The organism is Streptomyces liliifuscus (genome assembly GCF_016598615.1).
Lineage (GTDB): Bacteria > Actinomycetota > Actinomycetes > Streptomycetales > Streptomycetaceae > Streptomyces > Streptomyces liliifuscus.
In genome coordinates, this window is sequence record NZ_CP066831.1 from 1326894 (window position 1) to 1345266 (window position 18373).

13 protein-coding genes are annotated in these 18373 nt (G+C 70.9%); 8 read left to right on the forward strand and 5 right to left on the reverse strand.

The annotated features are described in order from the left end of the window. The first annotated feature begins 238 nt into the window (after positions 1-238). From JEQ17_RS05780 to JEQ17_RS05790, 3 genes are all read left to right on the forward strand, one after another. Positions 239-1621, forward strand: coding sequence for an endo-1,4-beta-xylanase (locus JEQ17_RS05780; RefSeq protein WP_200394191.1), 1383 nt, complete (start codon positions 239-241; stop codon positions 1619-1621). A 239-nt stretch (positions 1622-1860) separates the two neighbouring features. Continuing rightward, positions 1861-3009: a S1 family peptidase gene (locus JEQ17_RS05785; protein ID WP_200401319.1), complete on the forward strand. Its 1149-nt coding sequence runs from the start codon at positions 1861-1863 to the stop codon at positions 3007-3009. A gap of 254 nt (positions 3010-3263) precedes the next feature. After that, a complete protein-coding gene (locus tag JEQ17_RS05790) occupies positions 3264-5711 on the forward strand; it encodes a GH92 family glycosyl hydrolase (protein ID WP_200394192.1) in 2448 nt (815 codons plus the stop codon). 61 nt (positions 5712-5772) lie between these two features. On the opposite strand, the gene JEQ17_RS05795 is transcribed toward JEQ17_RS05790, so the two are convergent. After that, entirely contained in the window at positions 5773-6600 is an 828-nt protein-coding gene (locus tag JEQ17_RS05795; RefSeq protein WP_200394193.1) for a DUF1206 domain-containing protein, read from the reverse strand. A 180-nt stretch (positions 6601-6780) separates the two neighbouring features. Here JEQ17_RS05795 and JEQ17_RS05800 point away from each other — a divergent pair, with 180 nt between their 5' ends. The 4 genes from JEQ17_RS05800 to JEQ17_RS05815 all read left to right on the forward strand — a co-directional run bounded on the left by JEQ17_RS05800 (position 6781) and on the right by JEQ17_RS05815 (position 13513). Further along, on the forward strand, positions 6781-8457 hold the full coding sequence (locus JEQ17_RS05800; protein ID WP_200394194.1) for an FAD-dependent oxidoreductase: 1677 nt from the start codon (positions 6781-6783) through the stop codon (positions 8455-8457). Next, positions 8454-9902: an ATP-binding protein gene (locus JEQ17_RS05805; protein ID WP_200394195.1), complete on the forward strand. Its 1449-nt coding sequence runs from the start codon at positions 8454-8456 to the stop codon at positions 9900-9902. Before JEQ17_RS05800 ends, JEQ17_RS05805 begins: the two co-directional genes overlap by 4 nt. After that, positions 9899-10246 (forward strand): UBP-type zinc finger domain-containing protein, encoded by a 348-nt coding sequence (locus JEQ17_RS05810; protein ID WP_200394196.1) that lies wholly within the window; start codon positions 9899-9901, stop codon positions 10244-10246. The genes JEQ17_RS05805 and JEQ17_RS05810 overlap by 4 nt, the downstream gene beginning before the upstream one ends. A gap of 78 nt (positions 10247-10324) precedes the next feature. Further along, positions 10325-13513, forward strand: a complete 3189-nt coding sequence (locus tag JEQ17_RS05815; RefSeq protein WP_407700036.1) for a helix-turn-helix transcriptional regulator — start codon at positions 10325-10327, stop codon at positions 13511-13513. A gap of 73 nt (positions 13514-13586) precedes the next feature. Here JEQ17_RS05815 and JEQ17_RS05820 read toward each other — a convergent pair whose 3' ends face one another. The 4 genes from JEQ17_RS05820 to JEQ17_RS05835 all read right to left on the reverse strand — a co-directional run bounded on the left by JEQ17_RS05820 (position 13587) and on the right by JEQ17_RS05835 (position 17107). Further along, a complete protein-coding gene (locus JEQ17_RS05820) occupies positions 13587-14426 on the reverse strand; it encodes an ABC transporter ATP-binding protein (RefSeq protein ID WP_200394197.1) in 840 nt (279 codons plus the stop codon). 70 nt (positions 14427-14496) lie between these two features. Continuing rightward, positions 14497-15279, reverse strand: coding sequence for an ABC transporter permease (locus JEQ17_RS05825; RefSeq protein WP_200394198.1), 783 nt, complete (start codon positions 15277-15279; stop codon positions 14497-14499). Then, entirely contained in the window at positions 15276-16133 is an 858-nt protein-coding gene (locus JEQ17_RS05830; protein ID WP_200394199.1) for an ABC transporter permease, read from the reverse strand. Before JEQ17_RS05830 ends, JEQ17_RS05825 begins: the two co-directional genes overlap by 4 nt. After that, positions 16130-17107 (reverse strand): ABC transporter substrate-binding protein, encoded by a 978-nt coding sequence (locus JEQ17_RS05835; RefSeq protein WP_200394200.1) that lies wholly within the window; start codon positions 17105-17107, stop codon positions 16130-16132. Before JEQ17_RS05835 ends, JEQ17_RS05830 begins: the two co-directional genes overlap by 4 nt. A 295-nt stretch (positions 17108-17402) precedes the next feature. Between JEQ17_RS05835 and JEQ17_RS05840 the strand changes: the two genes are divergently transcribed. Then, entirely contained in the window at positions 17403-18230 is an 828-nt protein-coding gene (locus JEQ17_RS05840) for a PaaX family transcriptional regulator (protein WP_234048685.1), read from the forward strand. Positions 18231-18373 lie beyond the last annotated feature (143 nt).

Sequence of the window (18373 nt, forward strand, 5' to 3'; positions counted from 1 at the left end):
TACTCCTGAGCCTCCATTTCGAAACATTCGAATTGGAAGTCGACTGTTGTGTGGAATGTAGGCAGAACAGGACCGCCCGGCAAGGGGTGTGGCGAGACTCGTGGGGCGGCCCGGCCATCTTGAGCCATCAGGAATCCTTGCCAGTACGGGCCGTTGACGCTGTCGAGGGTCAGCCGTAAGGTCTGCGCAGCCATTCGGAAACATGCTCGAAACTTTCGATACGACAGAAAGGGACGACATGATCACCCGTACCTCCACAGATCCCACGGCAGCCCCTCCGCCGCGGCAGTCCCGCGCCCGAAGAGCCCTGGTGCTCGGCATGGCGGGCCTGCTCGCCGCGGTCGGCGTCACCACTCTCGCGGGGACGGCCGAGGCCGCCGGCACGCTCGGCGCCGCGGCGGCGGAGAAGGGCCGCTACTTCGGCGCCGCGGTCGCGGCCAACCACCTGGGCGAGGCCCCGTACGCCTCGACGCTCAATACGGAGTTCAACTCGGCGACTCCGGAGAACGAGATGAAGTGGGACGCGGTCGAAAGCACCCGCAACTCCTTCACCTACGGCCCCGCCGACCAGATCGTCAATCACGCCCAGAGCCGGGGCATGAAGGTGCGCGGGCACACGCTCGTGTGGCACTCCCAACTGCCCGGCTGGGTCGGCGGGCTCGGCGCCGCCGACCTCAGGACAGCGATGAACAACCACATCACGCAGGTCATGCAGCACTACAAGGGCAAAATCCACTCGTGGGACGTCGTCAACGAGGCCTTCCAGGACGGCAGTAGCGGCGCCCGGCGCAGTTCGCCCTTCCAGGACAAGCTCGGCAACGGCTTCATCGAGGAGGCGTTCCGCACCGCCCGCGCCGCCGATCCCGCGGCCAAGCTCTGCTACAACGACTACAACACCGACGGGGTCAACGCGAAGAGCAACGCCGTCTACAACCTGGTGCGGGACTTCAAGGCGCGCGGTGTACCCATCGACTGCGTGGGCTTCCAGTCCCACTTCAACAGCGCGTCCCCGGTGCCCGGCGACTACCGCGCGAACCTGCAGCGCTTCGCCGACCTCGGTGTCGACGTACAGATCACCGAGCTGGACATCGAGGGCTCCGGTACGGCGCAGGCCAACAGCTACACCACCGTGGTCAACGCCTGTCTGGGCGTGTCCCGTTGCACCGGCATCACCGTCTGGGGCGTCACGGACAAGTACTCCTGGCGGGCCAGTGGCACTCCCCTGCTGTTCGACAACAACTACGCCAAGAAGCCTGCCTACAACGCCGTGCTCACCGCGCTCGGCGGCACCGGGTCCGGCGGCGGCGGTGGAGGTGCCGCCTGCACGGTGTCGTACAGCAGGACGGACGACTGGAGCGACCGCTACAACGGCAAGGTGACCGTGACCGCGGGCGGTGCGGCGATCAGCACCTGGACGGTGACCGTCACGGTGACCTCTCCACAGAAGGTCTCCACGACCTGGAACGGCACACCGAGCTGGGACGCCGGCGGCAACGTCATGACGATGAAGCCGAACGGCAACGGCACTCTGGCCGCCGGGGCGTCGACGAGCTTCGGGTTCACCGTCATGAAGAACGGCAACTCCTCGACCCCCTCGGTCGGTTCCTGCACCGCGTCCTGAGAACGGGCCCCGCCCGTCCGGGAGTTCGGCGGCGGACAGCGCGTGGCGCGGCGGTCCGGCCGGTTCGGACCGTCGCGCCGGTTATCGGTAACGAGAGAGCCAATTTTGGTATGTACCTGACCATGAACAGCCGCTAGGCTCTGCCCAGCCATGCACTGAGAGCGCTCTCACAGTTCAGCTGTTCCTCCCCCACCACGCTGGAACAACGAAGGGCTACTGCCTTGAGACGCACCACAACCATGCGCACAGGCCTGTCCGCACTCCTCATCGTCGGCGCCTGGGCAACCTTCGCCGCCGGACCCGCCTCTGCCGCCGGCGCCCCCGAACCCACCCGTACCTCCGGCGCTCCGGCCTCCGCCGGTCTCCTCGACGCCATGCAGCGCGACTTCGGCCTGACGAAGACCCAGGCCGAAGCGCGGCTCGCGGCCGAGAAGACCGCGACGGCGGTCGAGTCGGAGGCACGCCGCGCGGCGGGAGCCGCGTACGGCGGTTCCTGGTTCGACGCCAAGAGCGGGAAGTTGACCGTCGCCGTCACGGCCGGCGCCGCCAAGGCCGCCGTCAACTCCGTACGGGAGACCGGCGCGACCGTCCGTACCGTCAAGCACAGCGCGAAGCAGCTCGCCGCGGCGAAGGCACGCATCGACAAGCTGGCCGCACCCGAAGGCGTCAGCAACTGGTACGTCGATGCCAAGGCGAGCTCGGTCGTCGTGGCCGTCGTCGCCGCGCAGCGTGCTGACAACGATGTCCGAAAGTTCCTCTCCAAGGCCCGTGCGGCGGGTCCCGTCACCGTCGAAGAGGCCGCCTCGGCGCCCGAGACCTTCGCCGCCGGGACGGTCGGCGGCGACCCCTTCTACACCGGCAACGTCCGCTGTTCCATCGGCTTCTCGGTCCACGGCGGGTTCGTCACCGCGGGCCACTGCGGCGGGGCGGGACAGGGCGTCAGCGGCTGGGACCGCTCCTACATAGGCAACATCCAGGGCTCCTCGTTCCCGGGCAACGACTACGCCTGGGTCAACGTCGGAAGCGGCTGGTGGACCGTACCGGTCGTACTCGGCTGGGGCACCATCCCCGACCGGCTCGTCCGCGGGTCCAACGAGGCGCCCGTCGGTTCCTCCATCTGCCGGTCGGGATCGACCACGCACTGGCACTGCGGCACGGTTCTCGCCAAGAACGAGACCGTCAACTACAGCCAGGGCGCGGTGCATCAGATGACCAAGACCAGCGTCTGCGCGGAACCGGGCGACTCCGGCGGTTCCTTCATCAGCGGCGACCAGGCTCAGGGCGTCACCTCCGGCGGCTGGGGCAACTGCTCCGGCGGCGGTGAGACCTGGTACCAGCCCATCAACGAGATCCTGAGCCGGTACGGCCTCACGCTCCACACGGCCTGATCCGCAGGGCTCCAGGGCACGGCTCGACGGGCTCCGTCACCGGTGGTGGCGGAGCCCGTTGGCGCCCGCACCGCGCTACCCGGACCGGCCCCCACTCGACCCAAGTGCCCCGGATTCACCACCCGTTCACCAGAGCTGCCATCTGTGTCGTTCCATCCCGCGTCCGGGCGGCCTACGCTCGGCGGCATTTCACGGGCCCGGAGCCCCTACCGGCAGCCGGGCCCGCTGTCCGTCCTGACGGAAGGTTCCGTTACATGGTCCTCGGATCCACAGGTGTGGCGCGGAGGTTCGGCCGAAGAGCCGCCGCTCTCGCGCTGACCACCGCGCTCGCCGCCGCACTGCCCGGCCCGGTCTCCTCCGCGGCCGACGCCCCCGACACACCGGCCCACCCCACGGCGTACGTCGATCCGCTCATCGGCACGACGAACGGGGGCAACACCTATCCGGGTGCCACCCTCCCGTACGGCATGATCGCCTGGTCCCCGACCAGCACCCGGGGCGACCAGACGAGCACGGGCGCCGCCAACGGCTACGAGTACAACGCGACCCGGCTGCGCGGGCTGAGCCTCACGCATGTGAACGGCGCGGGCTGCAACCCGGGGGCCGCGGGCGACGTACCGATCATGCCGTTCGTCGGGGACGTCACCTCGTCGCCGTCGGCCGACACCACGGACTCCGTCTACGCCGCGAACTTCTCGCACGCCGACGAGCGGGCCGTGCCGGGGCGCTACTCCGTGGGGCTCGACTCCGGTGCCCGCGCGGACCTCGCCGTGTCGAAGCGCGCGGGCGTCGCCGACTTCACGTTCCCCGCCGACAAGCCCGCCAACCTGCTCTTCCGGGTCTCCAACTCGCTCAACGGCAGCGAGGACGCCCATGTCGAGATCGACCGGGCCAAGCGCAAGGTGAGCGGGTGGGTGCTGACCGGCGCGTTCTGCGGACGGCGCGCCAACGGCGGCGTCAACAACCGCAAGAGCTACTACCGGCTCTACTTCAGCGCCTCGTTCGACCGCGCGTTCTCGACCACGGGTACGTGGAAGGACGGCACCCTCTCCCCCGGCGCCACCTCGGGCGGAGGCGGCGAGGGCTACGCCACGGGCGCCGACCGCGCGGGCCGCGGTTCCGGCGGCTGGGTCGGCTTCGACACCAGTTCTGACAACGATGTCCGCATGCGGCTCGGGATCTCGTACGTGAGCCAGGCGGGTGCGGAAACCAACCTCCGCAAGGAGATCGCGCCGCGGGCGGGCGTCGACCAGGTGGCCGCGGCCGGGACACGCGCCTGGGACCGCGAGCTGCGTTCCGTGCGCGTCGGCGGCGGCAGTACGGCCCAGCGCACCGCCTTCTACACCGCGCTCTACCACTCGCTCATGCAGCCGAACCTGGTCAGCGACACCGACGGCCGCTATCCGGGAATGGACGGCAAGCCGCATCGCGTCGAGCGCGGGCAAGGCGCGCAGTACAGCAACTTCTCCGGCTGGGACCAATACAGGGCGCAGATACAGCTGCTCGCCCTCCTGAAGCCGCGCATCGCCGGGGACTTCGCCCAGTCCCTCTACAACTTCGCGCGGCAGAACGGCGGGGTGTGGGACCGCTGGGTGCACATCAACGGCCCGACCCATGTGATGACCGGCGACCCGACGGCGGCCACCCTCGCGACCTTCTATGCCATGGGGGTCCGCAACTTCGACTACCGCGGTGCCTTCGACTCCCTGGCCCGCCAGGCCACCGTGCCGCACCCCGACGGGCTCTCCGACGCGGGCTGCCCCGGCCAGTGCACCGGCCAACGGCCCAACCTCGCCCAGTACTTGACCTCGCAGTACGCGGCGCAGGACGTCTGCCACTGCTGGGGCGGTGCCGCCGAGACCCTGGAGGACTCGGTCGCCGACGACGCACTGGGCCGCTGGGCCAAGCTGCTGGGCCTCGACGAGCAGGCCGCGCAGTTCGCCGAGCGGGGCGGCTGGTGGCGCAACGTCTTCAACCCGGGGGCCACCAACGGCGCGGGTACCACCGGCTACATCCAGGCCCGCAACCTCGACGGTTCATGGGTCACGCCGTTCAGCCCGGGCAGCGACCGCGGTTTCGCGCAGGGCACGAGCGCCACGTACACGTGGATGGTGCCGCAGGACGTCCAGGGGCTCGCCGAGGCGATGGGCGGACGCGAGACGGCCGCGCGCCGGCTCGACGCCTTCTTCCACAAGCCCGACGGCTCCTGGTCGGTGAAGGGCGGCGACGCCCTGCGGTACGACCCGACCAACGAGCCCGGTATCCACGCCCCCTGGCTCTACAACGCGCTCGGCCAGCCGTGGAAGACCCAGGCGACGGTCCGGCAGATCCTCGACACCGTGTACGGCACCGGACCGGCCGGGCTGCCCGGCAACGACGACCTCGGGACCATGTCCGCCTGGTACGTCTTCTCGGCCCTCGGCCTCTATCCGCAGACCCCGGGCAGCGGCAACCTGCTGCTGGGCGCGCCGCTCTTCCCGTACGCGGTGGTCGACCGGCCCGGTGGCGGTGACATCGTCATCGACGCGCCCCTGGCGGACGCCGGGCATCCGTACGTCGACGCGGTCCGTCTCAACGGCCGCGCGCACGACCGTTCCTGGACGGACGGCGGCCTGCTGCGGACCGGCGGCAAGCTCGGGTTCAGTCTCGCGGCGGAGCCGAACACCCGGTGGGCGACCGCGCCCGCCGGACTGCCCCGCTGACGCGGCACGGGCGGTGCCCCGGGTCCGGTCGGACCCGGGGCACCGCCCGTGCGGACGCCCGTCAGACCTTGCGGTACCTGGCCATGGCGAACGAGAACAGCCCGAAGAGCATCAGACCGACGGCTATGAACACCAGCAGCCACGGCCCCACCGGGGTCTCGGTGAACGAGCGCAGGGTGTCGTCCATGCCCTTCGCCTTGTCCGGTTCGTACTCCACGGCGGCCCGGAGCGCGAAGCCGCCGGCGACGGCGAACACCAGGCCGCGGGCCACACCGCCGCCGACGCCCGTCACGTCGACCGTCCGGCGCACCCGGTGCGACATCTCACCGAGCCTCATGTGCTTGTGGTACTTCCGGCGCGCGGCCTGCACCACCATCCACACACCCGCGCAGAGGATGCCCACGCCCGCCGCGGCCACGAGCCACTGTCCGGCGGGCAGGTCCATGGCCCTGGCCGTCGCGTCCTTGGACTTCCCGTCGCTCGATCCGCTTCCTCCGGAACCGGCGGCGAAGGAGAGCACGGTGTAGGCGACGAAGCCGTAGAACACGGCTCGTGCCGCGGACGTCAGCCTCTTCTTGGCCTTGCCGCCGTCGGGGCCCGCCGCGCCGAAGACCGTTTCGGACAGCCGCCAGAGCGCCATCCCGACCAGCCCGACGCCGAGCGCCCAGAGCACGGTCCCGCCGAAGGGCTTCCCGGCGACCTCCTGGAGCGCGCCCCCCTGATCAGCCTGCTTCCCGCTGCCGCCGAAGGCGATCTGCAGCGCCAGCAGGCCCACCAGCAGGTAGATCACACCGCGTGCGGTGAAACCTGCCCGGGCAGCGCCCTCGATCGCGGGGGCGGCCTTTCGTTTCCCCGCCCGGCCGCCTCGCGTCATCGTGCTTGCGTTCATCAATGCCTCCCGCCTCCGGGTGCCCCCGCCCGGCCGTACGACACCCGGGCCGGCGCCGACCGTGCGGTACCTCCCGGTTTCGGAGCGAAGCAGGACGATCGAACATACGATGGGCATGCACTGGGGCGGTATCGCAGACAGGCCGCCCCGGGGACGCCGACCGCTCGGGGTGGGAGACGAATGGCACAAGGCACGGACGCAGCACGGACCGTCATCCTGACCGTGGACGACGACCCTGGAGTCTCCCGTGCCGTGGCCCGTGACCTGCGGCGACGCTACGGCGAGGGATACCGGATCGTGCGCGCCGAGTCCGGCGAGAGCGCCCTGGAGGCCCTGCGGGAGCTGAAGCTGCGCGGTGATCTCGTCGCGGTGATCCTGGCGGACTACCGGATGCCCCAGATGAACGGCATCGAGTTCCTTGAGCAGGCCCTGGACGTGTACCCGGGCGCGCGGCGGGTGCTGCTGACCGCCTACGCGGACACGAACGCGGCCATCGACGCGATCAACGTCGTCGATCTCGACCACTACCTGCTCAAGCCCTGGGACCCGCCCGAGGAGAAGCTCTATCCCGTCCTGGACGACCTCCTGGACGCCTGGCGGGCCTCCGACCACCGGGCGGTTCCGATCACGAAGGTCGTCGGACACCGCTGGTCGGCGCGCTCGTCGGACGTGCGGGAGTTCCTGGCCCGCAACCAGGTGCCGTACCGCTGGTACTCCTCGGACGAGCCGGAGGGCAAGCGGCTGCTGGCCTGCGCGGATCAGGACGGGGAGCGGCTGCCGCTCGTGATCACCGCGGACGGGGCCGTGCTGGTGGAGCCCGACGACCCGGAGCTGGCCGCCCAGGTGGGGCTGGCCACGACCCCGGCGGCGGACTTCTACGACCTCGTCGTCATCGGCGGCGGACCCGCCGGGCTCGGCTCCGCCGTGTACGGGGCCTCGGAGGGGCTGCGGACCGTGCTCGTGGAGCGTTCCGCGACCGGCGGACAGGCCGGCCAGAGCTCGCGGATCGAGAACTACCTGGGCTTCCCGGACGGTGTGTCCGGGGCGCAGCTCACCGACCGGGCGCGGCGTCAGGCGTCGAAGTTCGGCGCCGAGATCCTCACCGCGCGCGAGGTGACCGGTCTGGAGGTCAACGGCTCCTCGCGGACCGTGCGGTTCTCGGACGGTTCCGCGATCGCCGCGCACTGCGTGATCCTGGCGACCGGTGTGTCGTACCGGCAGTTGCAGGCGCCGGGCACGGCGGACCTGACCGGGTGCGGGGTGTACTACGGATCGGCGCTGACCGAGGCGGCCTCGTGCCAGGGACACGACGTCTACATCGTGGGCGGTGCGAACTCCGCCGGGCAGGCCGCGATGTATCTGTCCAGGGGCGCGAAGTCGGTCACCCTGCTCGTGCGCGGTTCGTCCCTGTCCGCGTCGATGTCGCACTACCTCATCGGGCAGATCACGGACGCGCCCAACATCTCCGTGCGTACGGGGACGGTCGTCGAGGCGGTGCACGGCTCCGACCACCTGGAGCAGCTGACCCTGCGCGACATCGAGAGCGGGCACACCGAACTCGTCGACGCGCAGTGGATGTTCGTGTTCATCGGCGCGGCCCCGCTGACCGACTGGCTGGACGGCACCGTGCTCAGGGACGAACGCGGCTTCATCGTCGCCGGACCCGACCTGACCGTCGGCGGACAGCCGCCGCCCGACTGGGAGTTGGACCGGGCGCCGTACCACCTGGAGACCAATGTGCCCGGAGTGTTCGTGGCGGGTGACGCCCGGTCCGAGTCCGCCAAGCGTGTCGCCTCCGCCGTCGGAGAGGGAGCCATGGCCGTGATGCTCGTCCACCGGTATCTGGAGCAGTCGTGAGCGGGCAGCCGATGCCGTGCGACGCGGCGGAACTCAGCACACTGTTCCTGTTCGAGAAGCTGGACTCGGAACAGCTCGGGCGGCTGTGCAGCGAAGGCCGCGTCGAGAAGTTCGAGCCCGGCTATGTGTACGAGGAGGGCGACCCGGCCACCTGCTTCTTCGTCCTCCTCGAAGGCACGCTGGTGATGTCACGGCGGGTCGGCGGCGACGACGTCGAGATCAGCCGCACCTCCCAGCGCGGGGTGTACGCGGGGGCCATGCAGGCCTATCTGGCCGTCCCGGACGACGCGCGCTACAAGGGCTCCCTGCGGGTCACCGAGCCGTCGCGGTTCTTCATCCTGCCCGCCGAGACGTTCGCCGCGGTCCTGCGGGAGTGGTTCCCGATGGCCGTGCATCTGCTGGAGGGGCTGTTCTTCGGCAGCCAGAACACCCAGCGGACCATCGGGCAGCGCGAGCGGCTGCTGGCGCTCGGCTCGCTGTCCGCCGGGCTGACGCACGAGCTCAACAACCCGGCCGCGGCGGCCGTACGGGCCACGTCGGCGCTGCGGGACCGGGTCGCGCACATGCGGCACAAACTGGGGGTGATCGCCTCGGGTCCGTATCAGCGCGAGGCGTTGAAGACGCTGGTCGAGATCCAGGAGAACACCGCCGCCCGCGTCGCCAAGGCACCCGCCCTGAGCCCGCTCGAAGCCTCCGACCGGGAGGACGCGCTCGCCGACTGGCTCGACGACCACGGCATCGAGGGCGGTTGGCGGCTCGCGCCGACGTTCGTGCAGGCCGGGCTCGACACGGACTGGCTGGAGCAGGTCGCGGGAGCCGTGGACGAGGAGATGCTGGCGGGGGCCGTCGGGTGGCTCAACTACACCGTCGAGACCGAGCTCCTGATGAACGAGATCGAGGACTCCACGACCCGGGTCTCGAATCTCGTGAACGCGGCCAAGCAGTACTCCCAGATCGACCGGGCGCCCTACCAGGTCGCCGATGTGCACGAACTGCTGGACAGCACGCTGATGATGCTCGCCGGGAAGATCGGTTCCGGCGTCAGGATCGTCAAGGAGTACGACCGCGAGCTGCCCAGGATCCCCGCCTACCCGGGCGAGTTGAACCAGGTGTGGACGAACCTCATCGACAACGCCGCCTCCGCGATGGGCGGCGAGGGCGTGCTGACCGTACGCACCGCACTCGAACGGGACCAGTTGCTCGTCGAGTTCCGAGACACCGGCCCTGGAGTGCCCGAGGAGATCCGCGGCAGGATCTTCGACCCGTTCTTCACCACGAAGCCGGTCGGCGAGGGCACCGGACTGGGGCTCGACATCTCCTGGCGCATCGTCGTGAACAAGCACCACGGGCATCTGGAGGTCCACTCCGAGCCCGGCGACACCCGCTTCCAGGTCTTCCTCCCGCTCACCGCCGCCGAACCCGACGCCCCTCAGGAGGCCTCATGACCACGGACGGAATCGACCCCGGCGTCCCGCCGAGCGGTGCGGGCTGCGTCGAATGCGACGAGGTGGACGGCTGGTGGTTCCATCTGCGGCGGTGCGCCCAGTGCGGTCATGTGGGCTGCTGCGACGACTCCCCCGCCAAGCACGCCACCGCCCATCACCAGACCACGGGCCATCCGATCATCCGCAGCTTCGAGCCGGGCGAGCGCTGGTTCTGGAACTTCCAGACGTCCGAGCTGTACGAGTCCGGTCCCGAGCTCGCTCCGCCGCTCGCCCACCCGGCGGACCAGCCCGCGCCCGGGCCGGCGGGACGGGTCCCGGCGAACTGGGCGGAGACCCTGCGCTGAACCTGCGGGCGGCCGGGTGCGGGGCGCCCGCCCGCCCCACCCCGGCCGGCTCGAAAACGCGGGTGCCGGACCGACGCGATGACCGCGCACATGATCTCCGTCATCGGGAGCAGTCCCGGAGTCGGCAAGTCCACACTGTGCCGGGCGGTGATCGACGCTGCCGACGGCACGGCCTCGCAGGTCGTCGGCGGGACGGCCGGTGGCCGCGGCGGTGGCCCTGTCGGTGGTGCGTGCCAGGATGGATGTGTGCCGACCACCTCTTTCACCACGCCGTTCATCGGGCGCGAGGACGAACTCGCCCGCCTGACCCGAGTCCTGGACCGGGCCCGGGCCGGTGAGCCGCGTGCCGTGCTCGTCGCGGGGGACGCGGGAGTCGGCAAGACCCGGCTGCTCGCCGAGGCCGCGGGGCATGCCACCGAGGCCGGCACGACCGTCGTCACGGGGCACTGTGTGGACCTCGGTGACGTGGGTCTGCCCTATCTGCCGTTCACCGAGATCGTGGGTGTGCTCGCCGACGACGAGAGGTTCTCCGGCGCCCTGGCCTCGCATCCCGTGGTGGACCGGCTGCTCGGCGACCGCAGCGGCGGCACGGGGGACGCGGGCGGACGACTGCAGTTGTTCGAGGGCATGGCGAGTCTGCTGACCGATCTCGCCGGGACCGCCCCGCTGCTGCTGGTCCTGGAGGACCTGCACTGGGCCGATCAGTCCTCCCGCGACCTGCTGCGCTTCCTGCTCAGCCGGGGGATCCTCCAGTCCCGGGTCCGCCCAAGGGGAGGGGACGCGGTCGCGGGTGGTGCGGCCGGTCAGCGGCTCGCGGTGTTCGCCTCGTACCGCGCCGACGATCTGCACCGCAGACACCCGCTGCGCCCGCTGCTCGCCGAGCTCGTCCGGCTGCCCGTCGTCGAGCGGCTCGAACTGCGGCCGATGCCCGACGGCGAGGTGGCGCGTCTCGTCCGTGCCCAGCAGGTCGCCCCGCTGCCCGATGCCACCGTCCGCCGTATCGTCGAGCGCGCCGAGGGCAACGCGTTCTACGCGGAGGAGTTGCTCGCCGCCACCTCCGAGACCATGCCAGGGGCGGCGTCCGCCGTGCCGAGCGGGCTGGCCGACGTACTGCTCATCCGCTTCGAGCAACTCGCGGCGACCGCCCAGCAGGTGCTGCGCACGGCGGCCGTCGCGGGGCGCCGCGTCGAGCACGATCTGCTGCGCGACACCGTGCAACTGCCCGAGGAGGAGCTGGAGTCGGCCCTGCGCGAGGCCGTCGGGCGGCAGCTCCTCGTCCCCGGTGACGACGACACGTACTCCTTCCGTCATGCCCTGATCCGCGAGGCCGTCTACGCCGACCTGCTGCCGGGTGAACGGGTGCGGCTGCACAGGGCGTTCGCCGGAGTGCTGGCCGGACGCGGCCACCGGGCCGAGAGCGCGGCGGAGCGCGCCCACCACTCCCGGGAGAGCCACGACCTGGCCGACGCACTGGCCGCTTCGCTGGAGGCCGCCGACCACGCGGGCCGCGTCCGGGCGCCCGCCGAGGAACTGCGACATCTGGAAGCCGTCCTCGACCTGTGGTCGGCGGTGCCGCCCGACGCGCGGCCCGAGGGATTCGACACGGTCACCCTGACGCTGCGCGCCTCCGCGGCCGCGGCGCACGCCGGTGAGACCCACCGGGCCGTCTCACTGACACGGTCCGCGCTCGCGAGGGTCGGCAACGACGAGGACTCCGAACTGGCCGCGCGTGTCCGCTACACGCTCGCGGGCAACCTCATGCGCATCGACAACCTCGCGGCCGCGTTCACGTACAGCAACGAGGCGCTCGCGATGATCCCCGCCGATCCTCCGTCGCGCACCTGGGTGTGGGCCGCCGCCACGCATGTCATGGCGGCGACGTACATGGGCGAGAACGAGGCCGCCCACCGCGTGGCCCGCAAGGCCCTGCGTATCGCCGAGGAACTCGAAGTGTCCGACGCACAGGCCGATCTGCTGATCTCCCTGGTCGCGCTCGAAGGGCACAGCCGGCGTACTCCCGCGGGGCGGGCGCAGTTGCGGGACGCACGTGAACTGGCCCGCCGCGCAGGCAACGCCTCCGTCGAGATGCGCGCGCTCTTCAACCTCTCCATCGGCGCGCACGAGTCCGGTGACCTGGACGAATGCCTGACCTGGCTCACCGAGGGGCTGGAGCGCGCGGGCCGCGCCGGGCTCCTCTCGTCGCCGTACCCGGTGGAGTTGCGCTATCTGCGCTCCCTGATGCTGTTCACCCTGGGCCAGTGGGACGAGTGCGTCCGGGCGGTGGAGGCCGAGGGCGACCGGCTGCCGACGGCGAGCAGGTACGCGATCGGGCCCGCCCTTTCCGTCGCCCTGGCGCGCGGTGACGAGCACGCCGCCGAGCGGGCCCGGGCCCTGCTCGACGGGCCGTTCGACTGGATGGCCACGCTCGTCGCGGGCCTCCTCCTGACCGACGCCGCGGTACTGCGACGCGATGCGGAGGGGGCTCTCGAACAGTTCCGCACCACGCTCGCGGCGCTCATCGACGATGCCGGCACCACGCCTCATGTGGCCGTACGGCTCGCGGCCCTCGCCCTGGCCGCCATCGGGGACGCGGTCGTGGAGGCCCGGTTGTCCGGCGACGAGGAGGGGGTCGGCCGCTGGGCGAAGACCGGGAAGGAACTGGTGGAGCTGGCCCGGGTCACGGCGGTCAAGGGCGAGGACGGCACGCCGCAGGGCCCCGAGGGGCTGGCATGGCTGGCGCGCGCCGAGGCGGAGTGGGCGCGGGCCGGTGCCCGGCCGAACAACGGCGGAGAGGGCGTCGAACTGAGCGTCGAGGCCTGGGAGAAGGCCGTCGCGGCGTTCGGCTACGGGGACGTCTATGAGCAGGCGCGCTGTCAAGTGCGGCTGGCGGAGGCCCTGTTGGGGGCGGAGCGACGCGAGGAGGCCGCCACGCACGCGCGTGCCGCGCGCGACACGGCCGTCCGGCTGGGCGCCGTGCCACTGCGCGACGAGGTGGAGCGGTTGATCCGCCGGGGCCGCCTCGCGGAAACCGCGTCCACGGCGGACCGGGCACCGGTGCTGACGGCACGCGAGAACGACGTCCTGCTGCTCCTGTCCCGCGGCCGCACCAACCGCCAGATCGGCGAGGAGCTCTTCATCAGCGGGAAGACGGCGAGCGTGCACGTCTCCAACATCCTCGCCAAGCTCGGCGCCGCGAGCCGCACGGAGGCCGTGGCGATCGCCTACCGCGAGGGGCTGGTCGAGTCGGAGCCGTCCGCTTCCGGGTGATCACCGACGAGGCGCCGGAGCGCGGCCGTCCGCCGCGGCGGCGGCGCCTCGCACTCCGCCCGCCGACGGACGCTCAGGACTCGGTCTTCTGGAGGACGGGCTCGATGGTGCGGTCCGCGACCACCGGGGCCGGGGCCGTGTCCCCGCTGTGGTGCTTGGCGCGTTGGATCTGCTCGTAGACGTGGGCGCGCAGTTCGGCGAAGCGGGGGCTGGAGCGGGTGTGCAACTGGTCGCGCTCGTCGGGGAGGTCGATGGTGAGGTCCTCCTGCACGACGGTCGGGGACTTGGACAGGATCAGCGTGCGCTGGCCGAGGTACACCGCCTCGTCGATGTCATGGGTGACGAACAGGACGGTGACACCGAGTTCGTGCCACAACTTCCGGATGAGGTCCTCCAGTTCGGCGCGGGTCTGCGCGTCGACCGCCGCGAAGGGCTCGTCCATGAGCAGCACCTTCGGCTCGTACGCGACGGCGCGGGCGATGGCGACGCGCTGCTGCATGCCTCCCGAGAGCTGCCAGGGGTACGCCTCGTGGGCGTCGGAGAGGCCGACCACCTCCAGGGCGTGGTCCACCAACTCCCGCTCGCGCGCCTTGCCGAGCTTCTTGCGGCGCAGAGGCAGGGCGACGTTTTCGCGCACGTTCATCCAGGCGAACAGCGAGCGGCCGTACTCCTGGAAGACGACCGCCATGCCGGGCGGTGGTCCGGCGACCGGGCGGCCGTCGAGACGCACCTCGCCGCGGGTGGGAGCGAGCAGGCCCGCCATGCACTTCAGCAGGGTGGTCTTGCCGCAGCCCGACGGCCCGACCAGGCACACCAGTTCGCCCTCGGCTATGTGGAAGGTGAGGTTGCGCAGCGCCTCAACGTTGCGGTGCCGACCGGTGTAGATCTTCTGCAGGTCCTGTACGTCGAGCATCGACGTCTCCTTGTCAAGCGGTGCTTCAGGGATTGCGTCAGGCGTTGCGTCGGGGGCGTCGGGGGGTGCGTCAGGGATTGCGCTGCGCGCGGCGCAGACCGTGGTACCAGGCCAGGGCCCGGTTCTCGGCGAACCGGAAGAGCAGGGACAGGAGGAAGCCGAGGATGCCGAGCAGCAGGACGCCGCTCCACATCTCGGGGATGGCGAAGGAGCGCTGGAACTGGACGATGGTGAAGCCCAGGCCGTTGCTGGCGGCGAACATCTCGCTGATGACCATGAGGATGATCCCGATCGACAGCGCCTGGCGCATGCCCGTGACGATCTGGGGGCTCGCCGCGCGCAGCACCAGATGCCGCAGGCGCGCGACGCCCGTGATGCCGTAGGACCGGCAGGTGTCGCCGAGCACCTCGTCGACAGCGCGGACGCCTTCGACGGTGTTGAGGAGGATCGGCCACATGCAGCCGCTGACGATGACGAGCACCTTCATCGTGTCGCCGATGCCCGCGAACAGCATGATCACCGGGATGAGCACGGGCGGCGGGATGGCCCGGAAGAGTTCGAGGACCGGTTCCAGGACGTCCCGTACGGCCCGCCGCATTCCGACGACCAGGCCGAGCCCCACCCCGACGACCACGGCGAGGAGATAGCCGGCCGCGAGGCGCAGCAGGCTCGGGACCACGTCCGACAGCAGCCGGTCCCCGGTCCACACCTTCCCGAAACTGTCCAGGATGGTGGCCAGGGGCGGGAAGTAGAAGTCGGTGCTCCCTGCGGTGGCGAACCACCAGACGGTGAAGAGGACCGCGGGCAGGCCCAGGACCAGCAGGCCGCGTCGGGCCACGGCGAGGGCGGTCATGCGGTCACCTCCGTGCGTACGGACTGGTGCCAGTGCAGTGCCCGTCGTTCGACCGCACGTGCCGCCAGGTTGACGGCGACGCCGAGCAGGCCGGTGACCAGGACGAGGGCGTAGACGCGCGGCACGGCTCCGGACACCTGCGCGACGGCGATCTCGTGGCCGAGGCCGGGGGCGCCGATGACGAGTTCGGCGGTGATCGTGAGGATGAGCGCCACGGTGGCGGCCAGCCGTACCCCCGTCATCACGTACGGCAGCGCGGTCGGCCACAGGACGTGGCGGACCCGGCCCCAGGTGCCGAGCAGATAGCTGCGGGCGGTGTCCTCGGCGACCGGGTCGACGTCCTGCATGCCGGCCAGGACCTGGACGATCACCTGCCAGAAGGAGGCGTACACCACGAGGAGCAGCTTCGACCGGAGGTCGGTGCCGTAGAGGAGGACCGCGACGGGGATCAGGGCCACGGACGGGATGGGGCGCAGGAACTCGATGGTGGAGGCGGTCACCGCGCGCAGTACGGGCACCGAGCCGATGACGACTCCGGCGGCGACGCCCGCCACGACGGCGACTGCCAGCCCCAGGCCCCACCCGGTGAGGGTGTCGCCGAGCGCTGTCCAGAACGTCGGTTCGGCGAGCAGGGTCCCCAGGGTGCGGACGGTTTCCGAGGCGGGCGGCAGGTAGTCGGCCGACACCAGGCCGGTGTGCGGCAGCACTTCGAGCACCGCGACCAGGCCGGCGAGACCGGCGAGGCCGCGGAGTACGGCGACGGGGACCGGACCTCGCCTGGCGGGTGGCCCGCCGGGACCGGTGTCGGTCCCGGCGGGCTCCGCGAGTACAGGGGTGAGACCGGGGCTGGTCATGAGAACAGCGCGTTCAGGTCGGGCTTCTTGTCGCCGAAGATGCCGTCCTCCTCGCCGAGGGCGGCCAGCTTCTCCAGGGAGGCCATGTCGATCTCCGCGGGCCAGCTGGGCAGGATGAGCTTCTCCAGGACATCACCGCTGATCTTGGTGTAGGAGGTGAGGATCTGGCGTGCCTCGTCGGGGTGCTCGGTGGCGTAGGTCAGTGATTCGGCCATCGCCTCGCTGAACTTCTTCACGAGGTCCGGGTTCTCCTGCATCACCTTGGCCGAGGTGAAGTACGTGGCCACGGTGAGCTTCGGGTCGGTCTCGGCGAACGGCGAGGCGATGACACGGGCGCCCTGTGCCTTGGCGATCGTCGTCGCGGGCTCGCCCATCCAGGCCGCGTCCACCTGCCCGCCGTCCAGGGCGGCCGGCATCTGGTCGAACGGTATCTCGACGAACTTGACCTTGGAGGGGTCGCCGCCGGCCTTGCGGACCGACTCGCGGACCGTCGTGTCCCCGATGTTCTGCAGGGTGTTGACCGCCACCGTCTGCCCGGCGAGGTCCTTGGCCGACTTGATCGAGCTGTCCTTCTTGACCGCGACGCCGGTGACGTCGGCGCCGACCTTGCCGTTGGAGGCCGCGCCGTTGACCACCGACTTCACGGGGACGCCCTTGGTCTGGGCGAGCATCAGCGAGGTGGTGTTGCTGAAGCCGAACTGGAACTGGCCGCTCACCACACCGGGGATGATCGCGGCGCCGCCCTGGGCGCTCTCCATCTTCAGCTTGATGCCCCGGCTGCTGAAGAAGCCCTTCTTGTCACCGAGGTAGAGCGGTGCCACATCGACGATCGGGATGATGCCGACCTTGACCTCCGTGGTCTTGCCTCCGCCGGAGGACGCCGAAGCGCCGCTCGAGGAGGACGAGGACCCGCATCCGGCCGCGCCCGCGACCGTGACCACGGCTATGGCTAGCCCGAGAATGCGCCTTTGCATGGGCTCCTCCTGACGGAAACACCTGTGGTGGCGTGCACACCCCGCCAGGACCGGACAGGCCCGGCGGATCGAGCCGTCGAGCGGGTCGCGCGGATCTGCGACGGCGAGGCAGCGGAGCGGGGAGTGGCTGCCGCTGCCTCGCCGAGACCGGTCGTCCCGTCCAGACGTTGTGCACTTTCTTGACGGCCGCAATCTACACACCTATGTTCGCGCTGTCAGTACTCCGGACAAGGGAGGTTGCAAGGTGGGCGGCCGTACCCTTTCCGACGTGCACGACGAGACTCCGCGGGCGGCCATGGACTTCCCAGAAGGACCCCAGCTGCGCCCCCAGTCGCTGATGTTCGCTTTCTTCGGCGGCCATGTTCTGGAGGAGGGGCCGCTGTGCGTGTACTCCGGCAGCGTCATCGAGGTGCTGGCGCGTGCGGGGGTCGGGGAGCAGGCGGTGCGGTCCACGCTGACCCGGATGGTCAACCGCGGTCTGCTGCAACGTCAGCGGGAGGGCCGCCGGATGTACTTCGGTCTGACCCCACAGGCCACGGAGATCCTCTGGAACGGCAAGAAGCGGCTCTGGGACATGGGCGCCGTCAACGACGACTGGGACGGCACCTGGACGCTGCTCGGCTTCTCCCTGCCCGAGTCCTGGCAGCGCCAGCGGCACGATCTGCGCTCGCGGCTGACCTGGTCGGGCTTCGGTCCCCTCTACAGCGGGCTGTGGATCGCGCCCGGCGACTTCGACGTGTCCGCGCTCGTCTCCGAACTCGGGCTCGCGGCCCACGTCAAGATCTTCCATGCCACGGCCGACGAGGCCACCGACATCGGTCTGATGATCCGTGACACCTGGGACCTGGACGGCGTCGGTGCCCGGTACGCCGACTTCGACCAACGCTGGACAGACCGGCTCGCCCCCGACTCCGGGGACCCGCTCGGGACCCGGCTGCGCCTGACCAGCGAGTGGCTCCGGATCATCCGCACGGACCCGCGGCTGCCCGCCCGGCACCTGCCCGCCGCCTGGCCGGCCCGATCGGCCCACGACACCTTCCACCGCATCGCGGAACAGACCGAGGCCCCGGCCCGCAGCATGGCCGCCCGCCTCATGGAGACCACCCCGCTGCGACCTTCCTGACCCGGCGGAAAACCGGGCGCTTCCCCTACGGCGGCCCGCGACACCCGGCGGTGCGGCTGCGAGGTCCGGTGGATGGCGGTGTGATGGAGACAGGCCCCACGCAGGGCCGAGCCGCCGTTTGTGGCCCGGAGGACCGGTTACAC